Here is a 23,878-nt window from a genome sequence, read left to right as displayed (position 1 = left end):
GTGTGCGATCAGGTGAGGGGGAGGGCCCGTGAGCGGGAAGCCGAAGGGTGAGCGGCACATAGGACTGCTGAACGGCTTCGCCGCGTACGGGATGTGGGGACTCGTTCCCCTTTTCTGGCCGCTGCTCAAGCCCGCCGGAGCGATCGAGATCCTCGCCCATCGCATGGTCTGGTCGCTCGTCTTCGTCGGGGTCGCGCTGCTCTTCGTACGGCGCTGGGCCTGGGCCGGCGAGTTGCTGCGGCAGCCGCGCCGGCTGGCGCTGGTCGCGGTGGCCGCGGCCGTCATCACCGTCAACTGGGGCGTCTACATCTGGTCCGTGAACAGCGGGCACGTGGTCGAGGCGTCCCTCGGGTACTTCATCAATCCGCTCGTCACCATCGCCATGGGCGTGCTGCTGCTGAAGGAGCGGCTGCGGCCCCTTCAGTGGGCGGCGGTCGGGGTCGGGTTCTCGGCGGTCGTCGTGCTCACGGTGGGGTACGGGCAGCCGCCCTGGATCTCGTTGACGCTCGCGTTCTCCTTCGCCACCTACGGGCTGGTGAAGAAGAAGGTCAATCTCGGGGGCGTCGAGTCCTTGGCGGCCGAGACCGCGATCCAGTTTCTGCCCGCGGTGGGGTATCTGGTGTGGCTGGGCGCGCGGGGCGACGCGACCTTCATGAGCGAGGGGGCCGGGCATGCCGCGCTGCTCGCCTCGACCGGGGTCGTGACCGCGCTGCCCCTCGTCTGTTTCGGGGCGGCGGCGATACGGGTGCCCCTGTCGACGCTCGGGCTGCTCCAGTACCTGGCGCCCGTCTTCCAGTTCCTGCTCGGGGTGCTGTATTTCCACGAGGAGATGCCGGTGGAGCGGTGGGCCGGGTTCTCGCTCGTGTGGCTGGCCCTGTGCCTGCTCACCTTCGACGTGTGGCGGACGGCAGCGGCGGGGCGGCGGCGGCTGGAGCTCGCCCGGGCGACGGATGTACCGGCGACCGCTCCGGTGGATGTCTGATCTCGTCCCCGAAGGACGGTCGGGCTGTGATTGTCAGACCCTCGTTGGATAGTGGGTGTCATGACTCAGACGCCCGCAGCCACCCCCACGCCCCTCCACTGGAAACTCGTCGTCGACTCCGGTGACCCGCATGCCCAGGCCGACTTCTGGGCCGCCGCCCTGCACTACTCGGTCGAGGACAACAGCGCCCTCGTCGAGCGGCTGCTGGGGCTCGGCGCGCTGCCGAAGGAGGCGACCGTCGAGCATCACGGACGGGCCGCGTTCCGGGACCTGATCGCCGTACGGCATCCGGCGGACCCGTACGACGAGGGCAGCGGTACGGGGCTCGGGCGCCGGCTGCTGTTCCAGCGGGTGCCGGAGGTCAAGAGCGTCAAGAACCGGCTGCACCTGGACCTGCATCCCGGCCCGGAGCTGCGGGACGGCGAGGTCGAGCGGCTGGAGGGGCTCGGCGCGAGCGTGCTGCGGCGGGTGAAGGAGAACGGCGGGGAGTGGGTCGTGATGGCCGATCCGGAGGGGAACGAGTTCTGCGTGCAGTAGGAGTTCTGCGTGCAGTAGGAGTTCTGTGCGCGGTAGGGGGTTCTGCGCGCCGTAGGGGGTTCTGCGCGCACGAGGAGTTCGGAGTTCACCCGGATATCCGTTATGTGAACTCGCTGTCCTGATACCGCTCTTGACGGGGAAATGGTCAAGGCTTCACCATCCTGGGACCCCATCCACTGTGGAATCCCTGTGATTCCCGATGAAGCCGGAGCCCCCCACATGGCCCCCGCACTGACCCCTCGCATCAAGCTCGCCGCCGGTGCCTCTGTTGTCATGCTCCTGACTGGCGGATCCATAGTCGGCGCGGCACCCGCGCCCGCCCCGGCCCTTGCCGCCGCGCCCGACATCCCCGTGGCGAACGTCAAGGCCCACCTGGCCCAGCTCCAGTCCATCGCCACCGCCAACGGCGGCAACCGCGCGCACGGCCGCACCGGCTACAAGGCCTCGCTGGACTATGTGAAGGCCAAGCTGGACGCGGCCGGATTCACCACGACCATCCAGCAGTTCACGTCCTCCGGCCGCACCGGCTACAACCTGATCGCCGACTGGCCCGGCGGGAACACCAACTCGGTCGTGCTGTCGGGCTCGCACCTCGACAGCGTCACCGCCGGAGCCGGCATCAACGACAACGGCTCGGGCTCCGCGGCCATCCTGGAGACCGCGCTCGCCGTCTCACGGACCAACTTCCAGCCCACCAAGCACCTCCGGTTCGCATGGTGGGGCGCGGAGGAGCTCGGGATGGTGGGCTCGCGCTACTACGTCAACAGCCTCACCACCGCCAACCGCCAGAAGATCAGCGGCTATCTGAACTTCGACATGATCGGCTCGCCCAACCCCGGCTACTACGTCTACGACGACGACCCGGCCATCGAGAAGACCTTCAAGGACTACTTCACCGGCATCGGCGTCCCCACCGAGATCGAGACCGAGGGCGACGGGCGCTCCGACCACGCGCCCTTCAAGAACGTGGGCATCCCCGTCGGCGGCCTGTTCAGCGGCGCCGACTACATCAAGACGACCGCCCAGGCGGCCAAGTGGGGCGGGACCGCGGGGCTCGCCTTCGACCGGTGCTACCACGCGTCCTGCGACACGACGGCCAACATCAACGACACGGCCCTCGACCGGAACAGCGACGCGATCGCCTACGCGGTGTGGTCGCTCTCGTCGTAGGGCTCAGCGGATCGTCAACAGGCCCTCCGTGTACGGCTGTCAGTCGCGGCGGGCTCGTTCGGTGAGGCGGCCCATGCGGGCCCGGGCCGCCTCCAGCTGTTCGATGTCCTCGGCGGCCGGGCCGTCCTCCGCCGTCAACTCCGTCCACAGATCGATCAGTTCGCGGCCGAGGGACAGGCCCTGCTCCGGGTCGCGGACCGCCCGCCAGGCCGAGGCCGCGCTCTGGATGTTGCCGTACGCCGCCTCCGCGTCCCGCGTGTGGCGGCGGATCCGGGCGAGGTCCAGGGAGAGGTGGAAGGAGCGGACCGGGTCGCCGGCCAAGTAGGCGATGTACGAGGTGAGTTCGCGCAGCCGGAGCACCTCGGGGTGCTCCGGGCCGAGCGCCCGCGCACCCTCCCCCACGGTGCGCTCCGCCAGTTCGGCCGCCGCGTCGATCCGGCCGTCCTTCACGGCCTCGTTGATACGAGTCATCGGCTCCGCGAGGATCGGCGGAACCGTCGAGGGGGCGTCGTCGAACACGGCTTCCGCCACCGCGTCGAAACCCCGGGCGGGGGTCTGCCGGGAGTCGGGGTCGGGCTCCGGCTCGGGCGGCAGCGCGGGGAGCGGGATCGCGTCCATCTGCGGCGGCGGCCCGAACTCGCCCAACGGCGGGACGACCGTCCCGGGGACGCGGTCCTCGACCCACTCCGGCACGGCCCGCAGCGGGAAGGTGGGTACGTTCTCGCCGAGCGGCAACGGTTCCGAGACGGCCTTCATCCGGAAGGTCGGCGGGGAGTCCGCGAGCGGCTCGGCGCCGGGCTCCGCGACGGGAGGGAAGACGTGCGTGGGCTTGTCGGCCGGAGAGTCACTCCGGGGCCGCTGCGCCTGCGGTCGCGGCGACTCCGGCGCGACGGGGAGCGCGGGGGCAGGGGCGGGTCCGCCGGGTGCGGGAGGGAACGCCGATGCGGACGCGGGCGTCGACCGGACCCCGGATGCGGGGGCGGGCGGGAGTGCGGGGGCGTGCGAAGGGGCGGCGGCGGACGCGGGCGGACGCGTTGAAGCAGGGCTGGGCGCAAGGGCGGTCGGAGAGGCGGGCGGGAGCGCCGGCGTGGCTGCCCCGGGCCTCTCCTGCGAGTCGTCCGGCACGCCGGGCCACTCCTGCTGCGGCCCTTCGGGTGCCCGGAACGCGTCCGGCGCCTCCGGCTGCGCCCCCCGCTGGACCGGCGGAGCCAGCGGTACCGGCTCGCCCGTGAAGTCGCTGGAGCCGTCCGGGGCCACCTGGAGCTGGACGACGTAGCCGATGCGCTCGTCGCGGACCGTGGCGTGGACGGGGTGGCCGGCGGTGAGGGCGATGTGGTGGAGGTGGTTCAGGACGGTCAGCTGGAGTTCCTCGCCGGGAGCCGCCGTGATCGGTACGCCGCCCACCGTCGCGGGACCGGTGCCGGGGACGTGGACGTCGATCGGCGCCGCCATGAGGGCCGCCGACCGCTCGGCGCGCTGCTGTTCACGCTTCTTCTCACGGCTGAGTCGAGACATCGGTTCCCTCACTCGGATGCGTCGGGGTCGGGCGGGTGAGGCCTTCGGGTTCCATGGTGCTCCCTCCCGGCCTCGGGTCGCGCTCCCCCGGCGGCAAGATCCGGTCCTGCTGTGGTCCGGTCGTACACGTACTGTTGAGTCTCTCCGGTCGCTCCTGTTCTCCAGGTCACCGGGACGTCACAGACTCGTCCCAGGAGCCCGCGTCCCGTCGCGGAACCGTCCGTTCCCGGAACTGTCCCGGAGCCGTGCGTACCGGTAGGCGTGGCGAAGGAGGAGCGCGGGCATGCGGACCGATGTGCAGCAGGGACCGGAGATCTGGATCCGCGGACCGGTCGCCGTACCGGAGGAGCAGGGCTCCGCCGGCGCACGGCGCTACTCCTGGGTCGGCACGCACGGCGGCGCCGGTGTCTCCACCCTCTCCACCGTGTACGGCGGTCACGACTGCGGGCGCGACTGGCCCGGCCCCGAGGCCCCCCGGTCGGTGCTGCTGGTGGGCCGTACGCATGCGTCGGGGCTGGCCTCGCTGCTCGCCACGCTGGAGATGTTCCGGCGCGGGGAGGCGCCGCCTGAGCTGTACCTCGACGGTGTCGTGCTGGTCGCGGACGCGCCGGGGCGCCTGCCCAAACCGCTCGACCGGGATGTGCGGCTGCTGGAGTCGATCATCGACGTGTACCGGGTGCCGTGGGTGCCCGCCTGGCGTCTCGGTGACTTCGGCGGGGCGCCTCCGAAGGAGACGGCGGTGCTCGCGCGGCTCACGGCTACGCCGTGACGTCCTTCGTCGTGAAGCGCGCCCAGGCCGCCGAGCCGAACACGACCGCGTACAGGGCCTGTAGGCCCAGGTTCTTCGTCAGGTCGTCCCAGTAGATCGGGTCGCGCATGAGGTCGGCGAAGGACAGCCAGTAGTGGGAGAAGAAGTACGGCTGGATCGTGTGCAGTTGGGGGATCTGGTCGAGGATCTGGATGGTGATCAGCAGGCCCACGGTGGTCGCCATCGCCGCGATGCCGCTGTTGGTGAGCGTCGACACGAACAGGCCCAGGGCCGCCATGCCGATCAGGGACGCGGCGACCACGAGGGCGATCAGCAGGGCCCGGCCGAGGCCTTCGGCGAAGCTGATCTGGGTGCCGGAGATCGTGGTCAGGCCGCCGAGCGGGAACAGGATCGCGCCCACCGCCAGGGCCGACACGGCTACCACGAGGGTGGCGACCAGGCAGAAGGTCAGTACCGTCGCGTACTTGGTGAGCAGCAGGCGGGTGCGGCCCGCGGGGGCGACCAGGAGGTAGCGCAGGGTGCCGGCGTTGGCCTCGCCGGCGATGGCGTCTCCTGCGATGACGCCGATCGCCATCGGCAGGAAGAACGGGAGTGTTGCGGCGAGTGCGGTGAAGACCAGGAAGAGGCCGTTGTTGGTGATCTGCGAGATGAACGCGGGGCCGCCGCCTCCGCCGGGGCCCGCGTTTCCGCCGTCGCCTGTCTCGATTTTGACGGCGATGCCGACCAGGATCGGGACGGCCGCCAGTACGCCGAGGAGGGCCAGGGTGCGCCAGCGGCGGAAGGTGGTGAGCAGCTCGTTGCGGAAGAGGGTGCCGTAGAAGGTTGTTCGGCGGCTGACCGTAGTTCGTGGCTGGTCGCGCAGTTCCCCGCGCCCCTTAAGGGCGTCCAACTCAGCCTGCGACATCGAAGCCCTCCCCTGTCAGGGCCACGAAGGCGTCCTCCAGCGACGCCCGTTCGACGCCGAAGCCTCGCACTCGTACCCCTGCCTTCACCAACGCGGCGTTGATGTCCGCCAGTTCGCGATCCGGTGGCTCTGCTGTCACCCGGTCCTCCGCGATGACGACGTCCGCCGTCCCCTGTTCCTTCAGCACCCGAGCCGCGTCCCCGGTATCCGGCGTGGTCACGACCAGGCGGCCCCTCGCGCCCGCCGCCAGGTCGGCCACCGGGCCCTGGGTGATCAGGCGGCCCTGGGCCATGACGGCCACGTGGGTGCAGACCTGCTCGATCTCGTCGAGGAGGTGGGAGGAGAGGAAGACGGTCGTGCCCTCGGAGGCCAACTCCCGGACCAGGGAGCGGATTTCGCGCATGCCCTGCGGGTCGAGGCCGTTGGTCGGCTCGTCGAGGACGAGCAGCTTGCGGGGTTGCAGGAGCGCCGCCGCCAGGCCCAGGCGCTGCTTCATGCCGAGTGAGTACGCCTTCGCCTTCTTGCCGGACGCGGCCGTCAGGCCCACCCGGTGCAGCGCCGTGGCGACGCGGGCGCGCCGGGTGCGCGGGTCGGCGGTCGGGTCGGCGGCGTCGTAGCGCAGGAGGTTGTCGCGGCCGGAGAGGAAGCCGTACAGGGCGGGGCCCTCGATCAGGGCGCCGACGTGCGGGAGGACGGCGCGGGTCGCGCGCGGCATGGGCCGCCCGAGGACACGCGCCGTCCCGGAGGTGGGCTCGATGAGGCCCATCAGCATGCGGATGGTAGTGGTCTTGCCGGAGCCGTTGGGACCGAGGAAGCCGAAGACGCTGCCCGCCGGGACGGTCAGGTCGAGACCGTCCACGGCGAGCTGTCCGCCGCGGTAGCGCTTGGTGAGGCCGCGGGTGGCGATGACGCTGTCACCCGGGTCCTCCTGCTCCGGCTCCGTGGCGGACGCTTCGCCCATCGGCTCCCTCATTCGTCGTGCTGCTGATTCCTGCGGTGCTACTGCGCGGCGTTGGCCGCCTTCACCAGCGCGTCCTTGGTGACCGCGCCGACGTAGACCTTGCCGTCGTCGGTGATCAGGGCGTTGATCAGACGCGTCTTGAAGACCGTGCCCGAGCCGAACTTGCCGGACGCCTTGTCGCCGAGCGAGTCCAGGAAGCCGCCGAAGGCGCCGGCCCCGGAGCCGGACGGGACGCCCTGGCCGCCGGTGTCGAAGGTGGCGATGGAGTCCCAGCCGTCACCGATGACGTTCAGGCCGTCGGGGCCGCCGCCCTTGCCGAGGTCCCCGCCGAGGTCCTCGCGGGTCTTGCCGTCGGTCTTCTTGTCGCCGCTCGCCTTGCCGCCGGCCCCGTCGACCTTGCCGTCCTCGGTGACCTTCGCGCCCTTGGGCGGCGTGAAGTCGAAGGTGGACGCGGCGGGCCTGGAGTAGCTGATCTTGGTGAAGCCGGCGTCGACGACAGCCGCGCCGCCGCTCGCCGGGGTGAGCGTGAACTTCAGCGGCAGGCCGGTCTTCGCGTCGACCGCCACGGTGATCTGACCGACCGTCGAGCCGTCGTCCTTGGGCTTGATGACCAGGCGGTACGCGTCCCGGCCGGCCACCTGCGCGGTGCCCTGGACCGTCACCGAGGTCGTGTCGTCGACCGCGGCGAGGGCGTCCTTGGCGAGCTGCTGGGGAGTCGCGGGCGTCTCCTCCTGCTTCTCCTTGGCGCTCGCGCTGTCGTCGGCGGTGGCGTGGTAGACCTCGTTGGTCCCGCTGTCGTAGCCCCAGACGTCCTTGCCGTCGTGGATCAGGCTGTACTCGGCCGCGCTCTCCAGGAGCGACACCTTCTGCCGGTCCGGACCGTCGGCGGCGACGCGCAGGGTGTGCGTGCCGGTGGCGAGTTCGGTGAGCTTGGCGGACGGGTCGGCGGACGAGCCGTCGCCCGAGCCGGTGGCGCCCTGCGTCAGGCTGCTCTCCAGACCGCCGAGGTTCGGCAGCCCCAGATCCGTGGTGATCTTCACCGTGCCGGACATCTGCTGTACGTCCGACTTCGCGATCTTCTCGATGAGCTGCTGCGCGGTGATCTTCGGCAGGTCGGGATCGCCGGAGTCGGCGAGCGCGGGGACGAGCCCGATGGTCGCCGCCGCCACCCCCAACACCGCGACCGGGACGACGTAACGCGCGGCCTTGCGGCGGCCGGCGCGCAGGTCGTCTGCCTCCGCGGCGGACGTGCTGTCGTCGGATTCGTACGGTGCCATGTGTGCCTTACCTCCGTCGTCGGCGGCGGCTGTCCAGCTGCACTCGCTTTCCACCCCGTGCCGCCATTCTCACCCGAATCGGTGAGGAGTGGTGTTTTCCGTGGTTTCCATCTGACCAAATCGACGGGAGGTAAGCGTCAGACCCCGGACTCAACTCCATGTACACCTGCGGGATGACATGAGGAGGCGGCGCCTCCCCCGACCCGTAGGGGTCGTGTCGGGGAGGCGCCGCCCGGACGCTCTCGCGTCAACTGGTGTGCCGGCTCCGGAGGAAGACGGTTCAGCTCTGGAGGAAGACGTAGTCCGCCTTGTAGGGCACGCCCACGATGGTGCCGGGCGTGCAGGAGCCGGCCGGGGCGACCCCGCCGACGGTGTTCAGGCGCAGGATCTCGGTGGTGTGGGCGAGCAGGCCGCGGTGCTTGCCGGACTGGGTGGCCTTGAGGTCGAGTTCGGGAATGTTGGTGGCGCCGTTCGCGGTCTTGCTGATGACGGCTCCGGTGACCGCGCTGCGGTCGGGGGCGATCCACTGCGGCGTACCGGAGTTGGGCTTGACGAAGGTGTGCTTGATGCTGCCGCCGAGCAGGGCGCTGACGTCCCGCTGGGCGAAGGCGTACCCGCCGCCGGCGGCCGGCTTGCACTCGTAGATCTGCTTGCCCTTGACCACGGAGGCCTGGAAGTTGTGCAGGGCGTCGCGGAAGTCGAAGTCGGCGACCGTGACCTTGTGGAGCTGGCCGCGGACGGCGCCGCCCGGGAACTGGGCGGTGTGCAGGTTGGCGTAGAAGGAGTTCGGGTCGGACTTGAGGGCGTTGAGCAGGGCCTTGTCCTTGACCTTGACGGTGCCGGTGACGCTGTGGCCCTTGATCTTGTCGAGCAGTTTGGTGAAGTCGACCTTGACGCCGCCGTTGGTGCCCTTGGCGCCCTGGTGGATGTGGAGCATGGTCGGCCTGCCGGTGCCGCGCCAGGTCACGGCGACGGAGACCTTGTCGCCCTTGACCTTGATGAACTCGACGGCGGCGCCGTCCTTGTCGCCGACGGCGGGACCGCCGGCCACGGGTACCTCGTTGCCGCCGCGCAAGCTGGCGGCGAGCAGGGTTCCCCCGGTGCCGCCGGAGACGGTACCGCTCTGCGTGACGATGTCCTGGCTCGCGCCGGACGGGTCGTGCGTGCCGCCCATGTCGACGGAGTGGCCCGCGTGGTCGGCGTGGGTCCCTCCGGCGGCGAAGGCGGGAATCACCGCGGCGGAGATCCCGCCGGCGGCTGCCACCGCGACCGCGGTGACGATGAGGCTCTTACGGCGCTTGGAGAACGTCGTGTTCATGCCCATGATGTTGTTTTCTCCCCGTATCCAAGCCGACGCCCCCTGCGTCAGCTTCTGGGAATCAATACGGAGCGGATCTCAGATTGGATTTAGTCCAAAGGTGTGACGTGTATCACCTGGGCCCTGTCGGCCCCGTGCCGGGCGTGCCTCAGCCCGCCCGGTGCACCACCGCGTCGCACAGCTCCACCAGCGCCGCCTTCGCGTCGCACTCCCGCAGCGGTGCCAGCGCGGCCCGCGCGTCCTCGGCGTACCGGACCGTGTCCCGCCGCGCCTGCTCCAGCGCGGGGTGCTCCCGCAGTCCCGCCAGCGCCTCGGCGTGCCGGGCGTCGTCGGTCAGGTCGGAGTCCAGCAGCTCGCACAGGGCGATGTCCTCGGCCAGGCCGAGGCGCGCGACCCGCTCCCGCAGGCGCAGCACGGGCATGGTCGGGATGCCCTCGCGCAGGTCGGTGCCCGGCGTCTTGCCGGACTCGTGCGAGTCGGACGCGATGTCCAGGACGTCGTCCGCGAGTTGGAAGGCGACACCGAGCCGCTCGCCGTACTGCGTGAGCACGTCGACGACCGTCTCGTCGGCACCGGACATCAGGGCGCCGAACCGGCACGAGACCGCGACCAGGGAGCCCGTCTTGCCGGCGAGCACGTCCAGGTAGTGGTCGATCGGGTCCCGGCCGTCCTGCGGACCCGCGGTCTCCAGGATCTGGCCGGTCACCAGGCGTTCGAACGCCTCGGCCTGCACCCGGACCGCCTCGGGGCCGAGGTCGGCCAGTATGTGCGAGGCGCGGGCGAACAGGAAGTCACCCGTGAGGACGGCCACCGAGTTGCCCCAGCGGGTGTTGGCGCTGTCGACCCCGCGCCGCACGGTCGCCTCGTCCATGACGTCGTCGTGGTACAGCGTCGCGAGGTGGGTCAGCTCCACCACCACCGCGGACGGCACGATCCCCGGCGCGTACCGGTCCCCGAACTGCGCGGCGAGCATGACCAGCAGCGGGCGGAACCGCTTGCCGCCGGCCCGCACGAGATGCTGCGCGGCCTCCGTGATGAAGGGGACCTCACTCTTGGTGGCTTCGAGCAGTCCCTCCTCGACAGCGGCCATCCCCGCCTGGACATCGGCTTCCAGAGCCTGGTCCCGCACGCTCAGCCCGAACGGCCCGACGACGGTCACGAGGGATCTCCTGTCTGCTGGTGTCCACGGGTGGTTACACGGTTTGTCGATAGGTCGCTGCCATCACTCAAGTCAGCGTATCCGGTCAAGTTTCGATCACCGATGCCGCCCACGCGTGCTGCCCTGGCGGGCACCTATGCCACCCACCTGTGCAGCCCGGGCGATATCCGATCACGACGGGTATGTTTTTGATCACTTGATAAGGATGGACATGTAGCGACTTACCAGGAAGCAGTGGAGCGTGTCCCGAACCGAGGCAGACGTCGAACCCGAGGACCGGCCGCCGCCCGAGGACGACCACGCCTTCTTCGGCCAGCCCAAAGGCCTGCTCACCCTCTCCGGCCTGGAGGTCTGGGAACGCTTCTCGTTCCTCGGCATGCAGGCGATCCTCGTCCTCTACTTCGCGGACTCCGTCGCCCACGGCGGCATGGGCATGTCGGACGGCACCGCCGCCTCCGTCTCCGCCGCCTACGGCACCCTCGTCTACCTGGTCTCGGTCGCCGGCGGCTGGCTCGCCGACCGCATCCTCGGCTCGTACCGCTCGGTCCTGTGGGGCGGCGTCCTGATCGCCTGCGGCCACTACGCGATGGCCGTGCCGACCGGGACCATGACCTGGGTCGGCCTCGGGCTGATCAGCGGGGGCACCGGGCTGCTCAAGCCCAACGTGGCCACCATGGTCGGCAAGCTGTACCGGACCGACGACGAGCGCCGGGACGCCGGTTTCGCGCTCTACTACATGGCGATCAACGTCGGCGCCTTCGCGGGCCCGCTGATCACCGGCTGGCTCGGCGATCACAAGGGCTGGCACTGGGGCTTCTCGGCGGCGGCGGTCGGCATGACCTTCGGGCTCATCCAGTACGTGGCCGGCCGCCGTCACCTGGCCGGGCGCAGCAACACGGCGGAGTTCGCGCTCGCGCCGGACGGAATGCGCCGGGCGGTCCGGCTGATCGTCGTCGGCATCCTGGTCGCCGCCGCGCTCGCCGTCCTGCTGGCCGGGGTGGGCTGGCTGACCATGGACCGCTTCGTCGACCTGCTGACGGTGGTCTCCGTGATCGCGCCGGTCGTCTACTTCGCGGTGATGTTCATGAGCCCGCGGGTGACGCCCGGGGAACGCGGCCGGCTGCGCCCGTACATCGTGCTGTTCCTCGCCTCGACGGTCTTCAACTTCATCCTCTTCCAGGCGTACTCGACGATGATGCTGCTGGCCTCGACCAACGCCGAGACGTCCATCCTCGGCTTCGACTTCCCGGCCAGCTGGTACGCCTCCGCGCTCGGCGCCTTCGAGGTCGGGCTCGCGCCCGTGGTCGCCACGCTGTGGGTGCGGATGGGACCGCGCCAGCCGCACGCCTCCAACAAGATCGCGATCGGGGTCGTGCTGGGCGGCCTGTCGTTCCTGCTCATGGTCCTGCCGACCAGCGGGCACAGCGGCGACGACTACCTGATGTCGGTCTGGTGGATCGTCGGCTCCTACCTGCTGCTCGGCCTCGGCGACATCCTCCTGGAGACCTCCGGCATGTCCGCCACCACCAAGCTCGCCCCGGCCGCCTTCTCCAGCCAGACCATGTCCCTCTGGTTCCTGTCCCTCGCACTCGCCAACGGCATCCAGGCCCAGACGGTGAAGCTCTACGACGACGTCTCCAAGCCGGCCTACTTCGGCGTCAACGGCGCGATCGCGGTGGCCGCGGGCCTCGCGGTGATCGCCGCGGCGCCCTGGCTGCGCCGCACGATGCACCCGGTCCACTGAAGCCCACGCAGCCACAGGGGTCACGCTCATGCGCATCCGAACGTCCTTCCCTTACGAGACGACCCACGAGGACCTCCGTGTCCGGCTGCCCGACGGAACGCGGTTGTACGCCCGCGTATGGCGACCGCTCACCGAGGAGCCCGTACCCGCGCTCCTCGAGTACCTGCCGTACCGCCTGACCGACTGGACCGCGCCCCGCGACGCCCAGCGGCACCCCTGGTACGCCGGGCACGGCTACGCCTCCGTCCGGGTCGACGTGCGCGGGCACGGCAACAGCGAGGGCATGCCCGGTGACGAGTACTCCGTGACCGAGCTGGCCGACGGGGTCGAGGTGGTCAACTGGCTTGCCGCGCAGCCCTGGTGCGACGGCAAGGTGGGCATGTTCGGCATCTCCTGGGGCGGCTTCAACTCCCTCCAGCTCGCGGCCCTCGCGCCCGAGCCGCTCAAGGCGGTCGTCACCGTCTGCTCGACGGACGACCGTTATGACAACGACGTGCACTACATGGGTGGTTCCGTCCTCGCCGTCGACATGCACGCGTGGGCGGCGACCATGCTCGCCTTCGTCTCCCGCCCGCCGGACCCGCTCCATGTGGGCGAGGAATGGCGGGACATGTGGCTCAAGCGCCTGGAAGCGGTCGACCCCTTCATCCACACCTGGCTGGCCCACCAGACCCGGGACGACTACTGGCGGCACGGCAGCGTCTGCGAGGACTACGGCGCGATCGACGCGGCCGTCCTGGCGGTGGGCGGCTGGCACGACCCGTACCGCGACACCGTGCTGCGGCTCGTCGAGCACCTCCCGGCGGACCGGGTACGGGGGCTGATCGGCCCCTGGTCCCACCAGTACCCGGACCGCGGCCTGCCGCCGGGACCGGCGATCGGCTTCCTCCAGGAGACCCTGCGCTGGTGGGACCACTGGCTCAAGGGCAAGGACACCGGCGTCATGGCCGACCCGCTCCTGCGCTCCTACGTCAGCGACTCGCACCCGCCGGCCACGGTCTACGACACCCTGCCGGGCCGTTGGGTCGGCGAGCCGGCCTGGCCCTCGCCGCACGTCAAGACGACGACGTACGGGCTGCGGGGCGCCCCCGCGATCGTCCGGTCGCCCATGCACACCGGTGTGGACGCGGGCCGGTTCTTCCCCTTCGGGAACGAGGCCGATCTGCCGCCGGACCAGCGGGACGAGGACGCGCGGTCGGCGTGCTTCGAGTTCGAGGTGCCGGCGGAGACGTGGGTGCTGGGGCGGCCGAGGGTTCGGCTGCGGCTGACCTCGGAGGTGGCGCGGGGGCAGGTGATCGCCCGGCTGTGCGATGTGGCGCCGGACGGTTCGTCGACGCTGGTCACCCGGGGGGCGCTGAACCTGTCGGCGCGGTTCGGGCGGGGGCGGGCGGTGCCCTGGACGCCGGGCGCGGTGGAGGACGTGACCTTCGAGCTGAACGGCATCGGGTACGCCATTCCGGCCGGGCATCGCATCCGGCTCGCGGTGTCCTCGGCGTACTGGCCCTGGATCTGGCCCCAGCCGGAGTCGGCGGCCGGCTTCACGATGGACCCGGAGGGCAGCGCGCTCGAACTCCCGGTGCGGGAGCGGGAGTCGGTGGACGGCATTCGCTTCGAGGAGCCCGAGGAGGCCGAGCCGCTCGGGGTCAACCACCCGGCCACGCTGGACGAGCCACGGCCCGAGCGGCTGGTCGTGCGGGATGTCGCGAAGGGTGAGTGGCGGCTGGAGGTGGATCCCCGGTACGGCGGCACGCGCGTGTATCCGGACGGCTTGGAGTTCACCGAGGACGCGCTGGAGACGTACACGATCGACGAGACGGATCCGTTGTCGGCGCGCGCCCGGTCCGACTGGTCGATCCGGCTGCATCGGCCGGAGCAGGCCTGGGACACCACCGTGCGCACCCGGTCGGAGATTACTTGCGACGAAACGGACTTTATTACGTCGAATGAGGTGATCTGCACCGAGGGCGGCGAGGTGATCTTTCATCGGACCTGGGAGAAGAGGGTTCCGAGAACTGCCAGTTGAGGATGAATGCCCGTTTTGCCGTTCTTAATCCTGCCGTGACTTGGGTCACGCGAATCTGTGCGCGGCCTGTGCCCCGACATGTCGGCGTTTCTCCTTTCGCCGCTTGACAGTTGACCCTTGGCAGGCGCAAAGGATCAAGCGCCCCATAGGCCTCAGACCAAGGTCAATAGGGTCGATGTGTGAATCCGGTACTTGTTCCGGACATGTGCTCTCGCATACGTTCCCGCCCTGTCGGGTGGAACGCCGAATCCTGCCGCCGCCCGGCATCCCAGTCACGAACTCACCGCACGGCAGGAGCGGGGGACCCAGGTAAGTCGCCGGACCGGTCAGCACGACCGGGACGGCTCGGGGTTAAGTCACGTCCGCAAGGGCGTGGCCGGGCACCTCCCAGCCCGAACCCGACAGCTCACCTCGCAGGCGACGGAGAGGAACCTCGTCATGCCTGCATCCGCTCAGCACCGCCGCAGCCGCAACTCCCGCCTCGTCCGCAAGCTCGCCGTGCTCGGCACGGGGGCCGCGGTGCTCGCCCTCCCCGTCATCGGCGCGACCAGCGCGTCCGCGGCTCCCTCGTCGACGGTGACCGCCGCGTCGCTGGGGTACTCCAACACCCTCGACGGCTGGATCCGCGCCTCGCTCCAGGTCATGGCGCAGAACGGGATCCCGGGCACGTACGACGGCATCTACCGCAACGTGATCCGTGAGTCGTCCGGCAACCAGTACGCCATCAACAACTGGGACTCCAACGCCGCGGCCGGCACCCCGTCCAAGGGCCTGCTCCAGGTGATCGACCCGACGTTCGCCGCGTACCACGTGGCCGGCACGTCGTTCGACCCGTACGACCCGGTCGCGAACATCACGGCTGCCTGCAACTACGCGGCGGCGGTCTACGGCTCCATCGACAACGTGTATGGGGCCTACTGAGCCACCCCGTAAAGGGTTACTCCCAGAAGAGTCTTTCGAGGACGACGGCGATGCCGTCGTCCTCGTTCGACAAGGTGATCTCGTCCGCCACCGCCTTGAGTTCGGGGTGGGCGTTGGCCATGGCCACTCCGTGGGCGGCCCAGTCGAACATGGGGATGTCGTTGGGCATGTCGCCGAAAGCGATCGTCTCGTGCGGGCCCAGGCCCAGGTGACGGGCGGCCAGAGCCAGGCCCGTCGCCTTCGTGACTCCGCATGGCTGGAGTTCGACGGTGCCGGGTCCCGACATGGTGACGGTGGCCAGTGAACCGACCACGGTGCGGGCGGTTGTCGCCAACTCGTCGTCGGACAGGTCGGGATGGCGCAGCAGCACCTTGCTGATCGGTTCGTGCCACAGGTCGTCGCGTCGGCCGACCTGGACGGCGGGCAGCGTGGGGTGCGGCATGAGGTAGCCGGGCTCGATGAGCGTGAGTCCGTCCACGCCGTCCTGGTCCACGGCCGCGTACACCTGCCCGACCTCCGCCTCGATCTTGCCGAGCGCGGTCTCGGCCAACTCCCGGTCCAGCGTGACCGACCAGAGCAGCCGGTCCGCGCCGGCGTCGTACACCTGCGCGCCCTGCCCGCACACCGCGAGCCCCTTGCTGCCCAGGTCGTCGAGGAGCGGGCGCACTCTCGGGGCCGGCCGTCCGGTCACGACGAGATGGCGGGCCCCGGCGCCGACCGCCCGCGCGAGCGCGGCGAGAGACCGGTCGGAGAGGGTGTCGTCGCCCCGGAGCAGGGTGCCGTCCAGATCCGTGGCGATGAGTGAATATGCGAGGGGTGCGGCCATGATCAGAGAATACGGATGGAAAGCCCGGCTAACTCGACGCGAACCGGACGGTTGCTGCCTACATATGCGTTGAGGGGCGGACGGTGCTCCGCGCACGCCACTCGCGCCGCGCTCACGCCGACTCGCGGATCACCAACTCGGTCGGCAGCAGCACCCCCGCCGTGTCCTCCCCGGCGATCTGCGCGAGCAGCATGCGGACCATCTCGGCGCTGATGCGGTCGTAGGGCTGGCGCATGGTGGTGAGGGCCGGGGTGCCCGCGGTGGCCGCGGCCGAGTCGTCGAAGCCCCCGACAGCGATGTCATCGGGGACCGAACGGCCCGACTGCTGAAGGGTGTTGACGACGCCGAGGGCCATCAGGTCGGAGGCCACGAACACCGCGTCCATGTCGGGGGCCCGGTCCAGGAGCCGGCGGGCCGCCTCCTCGCCGCCGGTGCGGCGGTAGTCGCCCTCGACGACGAGCGCCGGGTCGTAGGGCAGGCCCACCTCGGTGAGGACGTCGCGGTAGCCGGCCAGCCGGTCGGGGCCGCCCGCCGTGTCGAGCGGTCCGGTGACCATGCCGATACGGCGTCGGCCGCGCGCGATGAGATGGCGCACCATCTCCTGGGCGCCCTCGCGGTCGGCCGCCGCCACGTAGCTGACCTTGGAGCCGATGCCGACCGGCTTGCCGCAGGCCACCAACGGGATGCCGGCGTCGCGGAGTTCGGCGGCGACCGGGTCTCCGCCGTGGTTGGAGACGAGCAGGACGCCGTCGACATGGCCCGATGTGATGTACCGGGTCAGCCGGCGACGGTCGTCCTCGGACGAGGCCAGCATCAGCAGCAGCGGGATGTCGTGCCGGGCCAGGTGCTCGGTGCAACCCCGCAGCAGCACATTGAAGTTGGGGTCCTCGAAGAACTTCTCCTGCGGCTCGGTCAGGAGGAACGCCACCGAGTCCGACCGGCCCGTACTCAGGCTGCGGGCATGCCGGTTGACGACGTACCCCGTCTTCCTGATCGCCGACTCCACCGCGCCGCGCGCGGCCGGCGAGACGTAGTGGCCCCCGTTCAGGAACCGGGAGACGGTCCCCCGGGAGACCCCTGCCTCCCGGGCCACGTCGTGGATGGTGGGCGGTTTGCGGCGTCCGTTCGGACTGGTGGCCATGGTCCTCGTTCTGCCGGGTCGGTGCGGTGGGGGGAAGTCCGGTGCGGTGGCGGGCGGTTCGGCTCAGGCCTTGACGGATCCGCTGAGCAGGTCGAGGGACCAGAAGCGCTGGATCACCAGGAAGAGCGCGATCAGCGGCAGGATCGCGAGGAAACAGCCCATGATGACCAGGGTGTAGAGGGCGGGCTGCGAGGCGCCCTGGTTGAGCAGGGTGTAAAGACCCAGCGTGATCGGGAACTTGGTGTCGTCCGCGAGCATCACGTACGGCAGCAGGAAGTTGTTCCAGATGCCGACGAACTGGAACAGGAACACCGTGATGAGGCCCGGCATCATCATCGGCACCGCGATCCGCGAGAAGATCCGCCACTCGCTCGCGCCGTCCATGCGGGCGGCTTCGAGGAGTTCGGCGGGCACGGAGGCGGCCGCGTAGATACGGACGAGGTAGACCCCGTACGGGGAGAGGATCGACGGCAGGAGCATCGACCAGTACGAGTCGGCCAGGCCCAGCTTCGAGAGGAGCAGGTACTGCGGGACCGTCAGCACGATGCTCGGGACCAGGACGCCGGCCAGCATCAGCTTGAAGACGAACTCCCGTCCCCTGAAGGCGAACCGGCCCAGCGCGTAGCCGCCGGCGGCCGAGACCGCGGCGGAGAGCAGGGCGCCGCCGCCCGCGTAGAGAAGGGAGTTGGCCATCCACTCCCAGTAGATGCCGTCCCGGTAGGAGCTCAGCTCCTTGAGGTTGTCGAGGAAGCCGGTGCCGGGGGCGAAGGTGAAGGTGGAGAACAGTTCGCCCTGGCCCTTGCTCGCCGCGATGACCACCCAGGCCACGGGGATCAGGCAGTACAGCGAGCCGATGATCAGCACCACGGTGGGCACCCAGGCGGTGCGCCTCGGCTTGCTGAGCCCCTGGTTGGTGTCGGCGGTGAGGGTGAGGGGGGTCATGCCCGGTCCTCCCGGGTGTAGCGGTCGGAGACGCGCAGCAGCGTGAAGGAGAGCGCGAAGGTCGCCAGGGCCAGCACCACGGCGGTGGCGGAGGCGCCGTAGATGTCCGACCTGAGGAAGGCGGCGTCGTAGATGGCCATCAGCGGACTCCAGGAACTGGACAGGCCGTTGGTCAGCGGCTTGAGCGCCATGGGCTCGGTGAAGACCTGGAGCGTGGCGATGACCGAGAAGAAGAACGTGAGCACCAGCGACGGCATCACGATCGGGATCTTGATCCGCAGAGCGATCTTCAGGTCGGACGCGCCGTCGATGCGGGCGGCCTCGTAGATCTCCTGCGGGATCGAGCGCAGGGCGGTGTAGATGACGATCATGTTGAAGCCGGTGCCGCCCCACACCGCGATGTTCGCGAAGGACAGGTACAGGTTGCCGCCGTCGAACAGGTCCGGCTGCGGGAGATCGAACTCGCGCAGGAGGAAGTAGAAGGGGCTGACCGTCGGCAGGTAGAGGAAGCCCCACATCAGGGCGGCGATGATGCCGGGGACGGCGTACGGCAGGAAGATCGCGAGGCGGGCGAACTTGGCGCTGCGCGCCTGCGGGGTGTCCAGCATCAGCGCGAAGACCAGCGCCAGACCGAGCATCGTGGGGATGACGATCAGGCCGTAGCCGAAGGCGCGCAGGACGCTGTGCCCGAACTCGGAGTCCTCGAAGACGGCGGTGTAGTTGCCGAGGCCGTTCCACACCTGCTCGCGGGCGCCCTTGCCGAGGCCGATGCCCTTGACCTGGACCTTGTGGAGACTGAGCCACACCGCGTACCCGATCGGTACGACGGTGAAGGCGGCGAACAGGAGCACGGCCGGTACGAGGAACCAGTACGGCGCGCTGCGGCCACGACGGAGGCGGCGGGGGCGGACGGAGGTGGCGGTGCCGTCCGCCAAGGGCCCGGCCGTCAGCCGGTCGGTGCCCTTGAGCGGCGTGCTGGTCATGCCTCGGTCACCTTGAAGCCCTGCTTCTTCATGTCGGTGAAGGTCGACGACTGCATGGTGGCGAGCGCGGTGTCGAACTGGGCCGCCTTCTTCGCCTTGGTGGCCTTGCCGAACGCGTCGCTGAAGGTGTCGTAGGCGACCTGGACGTTCGGGCCCCAGGCGGACGCGGCCGTGGTCGCGGCGATCTTGGCGGCCGTGTCGTAGAAGTCGGTCTGGTTCGGGAAGAACGCGGGCGGGGTGAGCACCGAGCCGGACTGGCCCTTGGTGGCGGCCGGGTAGATGCCGGCCTCCTTGACCAGGGCGGCCAGCGCCTCCGGGTCGGTGTTCAGCCAGTTCGCGAACTTGGTCGCGGCCTCGGCGTGCTTGGAGTCGGTGGAGACACCGGTGGAGGAGCCGCCCCAGCTGCCGGTGACGTCCTCGCCCGCGCTCCACTGCGGCAGCGGCGCCATCCGCCACTTGCCCTTGGTGTCGGGGGCCGAGCTGACCAGCACACCCGGCGCCCACACGGCGGAGACCCAGGCGAGGTGGGTGCCCTTGTTCAGGGCGTTGTTCCAAGCCGGCGTGTACATCGGCTGGTTGTCGATCGCGCCTTCCTGGACCAGGCCGCCCCAGAAGTCGGCGACCTTCTTGGTCGCCGCGTCGTCGATGCCGACGGTCCACTTGCCGCCGTCGCCCACGGTCCACCACTTGGCGCCGGCCTGCTGCGCCAACCCCGCGAACAGACCGGGGTCGTTGGAGGAGAACGTCGTCAAGTAGGCGTCCGGGACGGCCTTCTTGGCGGCGCGGGCGGTCTTGGCGAAGTCGTCCCAGGTCGCCGGGACCGTCAGGTTGTGCTTCTTGAACAGGTCCTCGCGGTAGAAGAACATCAGCGGGCCCGAGTCCTGCGGTATCGCGTAGACCGCGTCCGTGCCGAGCGTGACCATGCCCCAAAGACCCTCGGCGAACTGGGACTTGGCGGACTTCGCGTACTTCGAGATGTCGGCGAGCACGTCGTTCGAGACCAGCGTCGGCAGCGCCTGGTACTCGACCTGGATCAGGTCGGGGGCGTTGCCCGCCTTCTTCGCGGTGATCAGCTTGGAGACGATGTCCTTGCCGGCGGCCTGCTTGGAGACGGTGACCGTGATGTCCGGGTTCTTCTTGTTCCAGATCGCGGCGACCTTCTCCATGTTCGGCGCCCAGGTCCAGTAGGTCAGCTTGACGGGCCCGCTGCTCTTGCCGGAGTCGTCGTCGGAACCGCCGCAGGCGGCGAGGGTGCCGGTGAGGCCGACAGCTGCTGCCCCGGCAAGGATGCTGCGCCTGCTGAGTTGGTGGCGGTGGATCGACATCTTCATCTCCCCTGACTGAACGGCTCTGTGATCGTGCACAGTAGAGAAGCGTTTCGGACCCTTGTCAATGGATGAAGCGTGGGGTTACCTACCTGTTGTCGACGGATGACACCCTCGATTGGCTATGTGCACGATCACAGAAACAGGAGTGAACTTCATGCCGTCCCCCGCCCCGCACGACCGCCCGCCGCTCGCTTTCGGGGGTGACTACAACCCCGAGCAGTGGCCACCGGAGGTGTGGGCGGAGGACGTACGGCTGATGCGCGAGGCCGGGGTCACGACGGTCTCCCTCGGCGTCTTCTCCTGGGCCCGCATGGAGCCCCGCCCCGGCGCGTACGACTGGGAGTGGCTCGACACGGTCATCGGCCTGCTGCACGCGGCCGGCATCTCGGTGAACCTCGGCACGCCCACCGTCGTACCGCCGGCGTGGTTCTACCGGGCACACCCCGACGCCCTCCCCGTGACCCGCGAGGGCGTCCGCCTGTCCTTCGGCTCGCGCGGCGCGATCTGCCACTCGAATCCGGAGTACCGGGCGGCGGCGGCCACGATCACTCGGGCGCTGGCCGAGCGCTACGGCAGCCACCCGGCGGTGGTGCTGTGGCACGTCCACAACGAGTACGGCGCACCCGTCCTCGCCTGCTACTGCGACACCTGCGCGGCCGCCTTCCGGGTCTGGCTGCGGGACCGGCACGACACGCTCGACGCCCTCAACGAGGCCTGGGGCACGGCCTTCTGGGGCCAGCAGTACGGCGACTGGGAGGAGATCACCCCGCCCCGCGCGACCCCGTCCGTGTGCAACCCGACCCAGCAACTGGACTACCGGCGCTTCGCCGACGCCCAGGCCCGCGCCAACTTCGTCGCCGAGCGGGACATCCTGCACCGCCTCTCCCCCGGCGTCCCCGTCACCACCAACTTCATGGTCGCGCCCAGCCAGGGCCAGACCGTCGACTACTGGGCCTGGGCGAAGGAGGTCGACCTCGTCACCAACGACCACTACCTGATGACCGACGGCCGCCGCACGCACGTGAACCTGGCGCTGGCGGCGGACTTGACGCGCTCGGTGGCCGGCGGCGGCCCGTGGCTGCTGCTGGAACACGCCACGTCCGGGGTCAACTGGCAGCCGTACAACCCCGCGAAGCGCCCCGGCGAGATGGCGCGCAACTCACTCGGGCACGTGGCCCGGGGTTCCGAGGGCGCGATGTTCTTCCAGTGGCGGCAGTCGCGGTCGGGCGCGGAGAAGTTCCACACCGCGATGCTGGCGCACTCGGGGACGGACAACCGGGGCTGGCGCGAGGTGACCGAACTCGGCCGCCGTGTCGCGGACTTGGGCCTGGCCGGCCTGCACGGCACGCGGACGCGGGGTGACGTGGCGATGGTGTGGTCGTGGGACTCCTGGTGGGCGCAGAGCCTGGAGTGGCGGCCGAGCCAGGACCTGGACGCGCGGGAGCGGCTGGATTCCTTCTACGAGGCCCTGTACGACCGGCACTTGACGGTGGACTTCCTGCCGCCGACGGGGTTGGGGGACCTGGACCCTGCACGGTATCCACTGCTGGTGGTACCGCAGTTGTATGCGGCGCCGGCCGGGGTGGGGGCCGATATGGAGCGGTATGTGGCGCGGGGCGGCACGCTGTTGGTGTCGTTCTTCTCGGGGATCGTCGACGAGAACGACACGCTGCATCCCGGGGCGTATCCGGGGGCGTTGCGGGATGTGCTCGGGCTGACGGTCGAGGAGTTCGATCCGTTGCTGCCCGGCGAGACGGTGGGCGTGCGGCGGGTCGGGGGCGGCGGCGGACCCGAGTCGTACGAGGCCGATCTGTGGTCCGAGGTGGTGGTGCCGGGCGACGGCTGCGAGGTCGTCGCGGTCTTCGCCGACGGGCGTACGGCGGGCGGGGCGGCGCTGACACGGCACGCGGTGGGGTCGGGGGCGGCGTGGTACCTGGCGACGCGGCTGACCGGCGCCGACCTGGCGGCCGTGGTCGATCTCGCCCTCGCGGACGCCGGGATCGCCCCCGGTGACTTGCCTCGCGATGTCGAACTCGTCGTCCGGGAGGGCGAGTCGGGGACGTTCCGGTTCTACGTGAACCACACCGGTGGCGAGGTGAAGGTGGTGCTGCCGGACGGAAGCCGGGCGGCGGTGCCCGCGGGCGGGGTGGAGGTGTTCCGGGACCCGCGCTGATCCTCTGCTCAACTCGCTTGTTTCTTCGGTTACTTGGTGAAAGGAAGCTTCGTGATGCGCAGACGCAGTGTGCTGGCGGCGGCGGGTGCGGCGGCACTGTCGATCCCGGTGGTGACGGCGGCACCGGCGGTCGCCACGGACCGGCGCCGGCTGGAGGTCCGGGGGATGGACATCTCCTCCCTCCCCAAGGACGAGGCGTTCGGGGCCGTGTACCGCCGGGCGGACGGCCGCCGGGACGATCCGATCCGCATCCTGGCGGACGCCGGTGTCACGCACGCCCGCCTCAAGGTCTGGGTGAACCCGGCCGACGGCTACAACAACAAGAAGCGGATCCTGCCGCTGGCCAGGCGGTTGCGCCGGGCGGGCATCGGCATCTGGGTCGACTTCCACTACTCCGACACCTGGGCGGACCCGGCGCACCAGTCCAAGCCGGCCGCCTGGGCGGACCTCGATGTGGCCGGACTGACCAGGGCCGTCTACGACCACACCGCCGACGTACTGGGCGCCCTGCGCCGCCAGGGCACCACGGCCGACCTCGTGCAGATCGGCAACGAGATCAACGGCGGCCTGCTCTGGCCCACCGGCAAGAACTGGGGTGACGACGCCGGGGGTTGGGGCAACCTGACGACGTTCCTCAAGGCCGGCCTCAGCGCGGCCCGCGACACCACGCCCCGCGTCCGCACGCTGCTCCACATCGCCTCGGGCGGCGACAACGGCACGTCGCGCTGGTGGTTCGACAACGTGGTGGCCGACGGGGTGGACTTCGACGTCATCGCCCAGTCCTACTACCCGTTCTGGCACGGCACCCCGGCGGCAGCGGCGGCCAACCTGGCGGATCTGGCGGCCCGTTACGGCAAACCGGTGGTGATCGCGGAGACCGCGTACCCGTTCACGCTGGAGAGCGAGGACGCGACGAACGACATCCTGTACGACCCGTCACAGCTCACGGAGGGGTATCCGGCGACGCCTGCGGGACAGGCGGCCTGGCTGCGCACGGTGGCCGACCTGATGGCGGGCGTGCCCGGCGGAAAGGGGCTGGGCTACTGCTACTGGGAAGGCGTCTGGACCTACCGGGCCGGCGACGGCTGGGACCCGACCGACCCGACGTCCGGCAACGCGTGGGAGAACCTTGCGCTGTTCGACTTCCAGGACAGGGCGCTGCCGGGACTGCGGACCCTGGGCCGGTACCGGGGAGATTCGTAGTG

The 23,878-nt window shown here is 70.2% G+C and carries 20 protein-coding genes and 1 riboswitch; of the genes, 9 read left to right on the top strand and 11 right to left on the bottom strand.

Translation table 11 applies throughout. The features are described 5' to 3' along the window. Positions 1–28: 28 nt before the first annotated feature. The 3 genes from rarD to ACWD5F_RS42520 all read left to right on the top strand — a co-directional run bounded on the left by rarD (position 29) and on the right by ACWD5F_RS42520 (position 2,689). Positions 29–982: an EamA family transporter RarD gene (rarD, locus tag ACWD5F_RS42530; RefSeq protein ID WP_451261552.1), complete on the top strand. Its 954-nt coding sequence runs from the start codon at positions 29–31 to the stop codon at positions 980–982. Between the two features lie 60 nt (positions 983–1,042). Continuing rightward, a complete protein-coding gene (locus ACWD5F_RS42525) occupies positions 1,043–1,519 on the top strand; it encodes a VOC family protein (protein ID WP_401714167.1) in 477 nt (158 codons plus the stop codon). 219 nt (positions 1,520–1,738) lie between these two features. After that, the gene (locus ACWD5F_RS42520) at positions 1,739–2,689 is read left to right on the top strand and encodes a M28 family metallopeptidase (protein ID WP_451261551.1); all 951 of its coding nucleotides are present in this window, start codon (positions 1,739–1,741) and stop codon (positions 2,687–2,689) included. 39 nt (positions 2,690–2,728) lie between these two features. Here the strand turns inward: ACWD5F_RS42520 and ACWD5F_RS42515 are convergent, their stop codons facing one another. Then, positions 2,729–4,204, bottom strand: a complete 1,476-nt coding sequence (locus ACWD5F_RS42515; RefSeq protein ID WP_451261550.1) for a tetratricopeptide repeat protein — start codon at positions 4,202–4,204, stop codon at positions 2,729–2,731. A 283-nt stretch (positions 4,205–4,487) separates the two neighbouring features. Here ACWD5F_RS42515 and ACWD5F_RS42510 point away from each other — a divergent pair, with 283 nt between their 5' ends. Beyond that, positions 4,488–4,973 (top strand): hypothetical protein, encoded by a 486-nt coding sequence (locus ACWD5F_RS42510; protein ID WP_401714172.1) that lies wholly within the window; start codon positions 4,488–4,490, stop codon positions 4,971–4,973. Here ACWD5F_RS42510 and ACWD5F_RS42505 read toward each other — a convergent pair. From ACWD5F_RS42505 to ACWD5F_RS42485, 5 genes are all read right to left on the bottom strand, one after another. Then, entirely contained in the window at positions 4,963–5,877 is a 915-nt protein-coding gene (locus ACWD5F_RS42505) for an ABC transporter permease (protein ID WP_451261549.1), read from the bottom strand. The genes ACWD5F_RS42510 and ACWD5F_RS42505 overlap by 11 nt on opposite strands. Continuing rightward, positions 5,864–6,838, bottom strand: a complete 975-nt coding sequence (locus ACWD5F_RS42500; protein ID WP_451261548.1) for an ABC transporter ATP-binding protein — start codon at positions 6,836–6,838, stop codon at positions 5,864–5,866. Before ACWD5F_RS42500 ends, ACWD5F_RS42505 begins: the two co-directional genes overlap by 14 nt. A gap of 38 nt (positions 6,839–6,876) precedes the next feature. Further along, positions 6,877–8,115: a LolA family protein gene (locus ACWD5F_RS42495; RefSeq protein WP_451261547.1), complete on the bottom strand. Its 1,239-nt coding sequence runs from the start codon at positions 8,113–8,115 to the stop codon at positions 6,877–6,879. A 280-nt stretch (positions 8,116–8,395) separates the two neighbouring features. Then, positions 8,396–9,439, bottom strand: a complete 1,044-nt coding sequence (locus tag ACWD5F_RS42490; RefSeq protein ID WP_451261546.1) for a CHRD domain-containing protein — start codon at positions 9,437–9,439, stop codon at positions 8,396–8,398. A 142-nt stretch (positions 9,440–9,581) separates the two neighbouring features. Further along, the gene (locus ACWD5F_RS42485) at positions 9,582–10,592 is read right to left on the bottom strand and encodes a polyprenyl synthetase family protein (RefSeq protein ID WP_451261545.1); all 1,011 of its coding nucleotides are present in this window, start codon (positions 10,590–10,592) and stop codon (positions 9,582–9,584) included. Positions 10,593–10,833: 241 nt separating this feature from the next. On the opposite strand from ACWD5F_RS42485, the gene ACWD5F_RS42480 reads away from it, so the two are divergent. From ACWD5F_RS42480 to ACWD5F_RS42470, 3 genes are all read left to right on the top strand, one after another. Next, positions 10,834–12,336, top strand: a complete 1,503-nt coding sequence (locus ACWD5F_RS42480) for a peptide MFS transporter (protein WP_451261544.1) — start codon at positions 10,834–10,836, stop codon at positions 12,334–12,336. 28 nt (positions 12,337–12,364) lie between these two features. Beyond that, the gene (locus ACWD5F_RS42475) at positions 12,365–14,359 is read left to right on the top strand and encodes a CocE/NonD family hydrolase (protein WP_451261543.1); all 1,995 of its coding nucleotides are present in this window, start codon (positions 12,365–12,367) and stop codon (positions 14,357–14,359) included. A gap of 271 nt (positions 14,360–14,630) precedes the next feature. Next, positions 14,631–14,794: riboswitch (cyclic di-AMP (ydaO/yuaA leader) on the top strand. Positions 14,795–14,797: 3 nt separating this feature from the next. Next, complete coding sequence (locus ACWD5F_RS42470; protein ID WP_401714184.1) at positions 14,798–15,280, top strand: transglycosylase SLT domain-containing protein; 483 nt, start codon at positions 14,798–14,800, stop codon at positions 15,278–15,280. Between the two features lie 16 nt (positions 15,281–15,296). Here ACWD5F_RS42470 and ACWD5F_RS42465 read toward each other — a convergent pair whose 3' ends face one another. The 5 genes from ACWD5F_RS42465 to ACWD5F_RS42445 form a co-directional block, all read right to left on the bottom strand. Next, the gene (locus ACWD5F_RS42465; RefSeq protein WP_123998396.1) at positions 15,297–16,106 is read right to left on the bottom strand and encodes an HAD family hydrolase; all 810 of its coding nucleotides are present in this window, start codon (positions 16,104–16,106) and stop codon (positions 15,297–15,299) included. A 112-nt stretch (positions 16,107–16,218) separates the two neighbouring features. After that, positions 16,219–17,247, bottom strand: coding sequence for a LacI family DNA-binding transcriptional regulator (locus ACWD5F_RS42460; protein ID WP_451261542.1), 1,029 nt, complete (start codon positions 17,245–17,247; stop codon positions 16,219–16,221). A gap of 63 nt (positions 17,248–17,310) precedes the next feature. Then, complete coding sequence (locus ACWD5F_RS42455) at positions 17,311–18,189, bottom strand: carbohydrate ABC transporter permease (protein ID WP_451261541.1); 879 nt, start codon at positions 18,187–18,189, stop codon at positions 17,311–17,313. After that, complete coding sequence (locus ACWD5F_RS42450; protein WP_451261540.1) at positions 18,186–19,172, bottom strand: carbohydrate ABC transporter permease; 987 nt, start codon at positions 19,170–19,172, stop codon at positions 18,186–18,188. Before ACWD5F_RS42450 ends, ACWD5F_RS42455 begins: the two co-directional genes overlap by 4 nt. Beyond that, the gene (locus tag ACWD5F_RS42445; RefSeq protein WP_451261539.1) at positions 19,169–20,503 is read right to left on the bottom strand and encodes an ABC transporter substrate-binding protein; all 1,335 of its coding nucleotides are present in this window, start codon (positions 20,501–20,503) and stop codon (positions 19,169–19,171) included. The genes ACWD5F_RS42450 and ACWD5F_RS42445 overlap by 4 nt, the downstream gene beginning before the upstream one ends. 151 nt (positions 20,504–20,654) lie before the next feature. On the opposite strand from ACWD5F_RS42445, the gene ACWD5F_RS42440 reads away from it, so the two are divergent. Further along, positions 20,655–22,673 (top strand): beta-galactosidase, encoded by a 2,019-nt coding sequence (locus ACWD5F_RS42440; protein WP_451261538.1) that lies wholly within the window; start codon positions 20,655–20,657, stop codon positions 22,671–22,673. Positions 22,674–22,727: 54 nt separating this feature from the next. Beyond that, entirely contained in the window at positions 22,728–23,876 is a 1,149-nt protein-coding gene (locus ACWD5F_RS42435) for a glycoside hydrolase family 53 protein (RefSeq protein WP_451261537.1), read from the top strand. Positions 23,877–23,878 lie beyond the last annotated feature (2 nt).

This window comes from Streptomyces sp. NPDC002499, assembly GCF_053595415.1.
The sequence above is the reverse complement of the archived record's forward strand: the minus strand, read 5'-3'. Positions and strand labels throughout refer to the sequence as shown.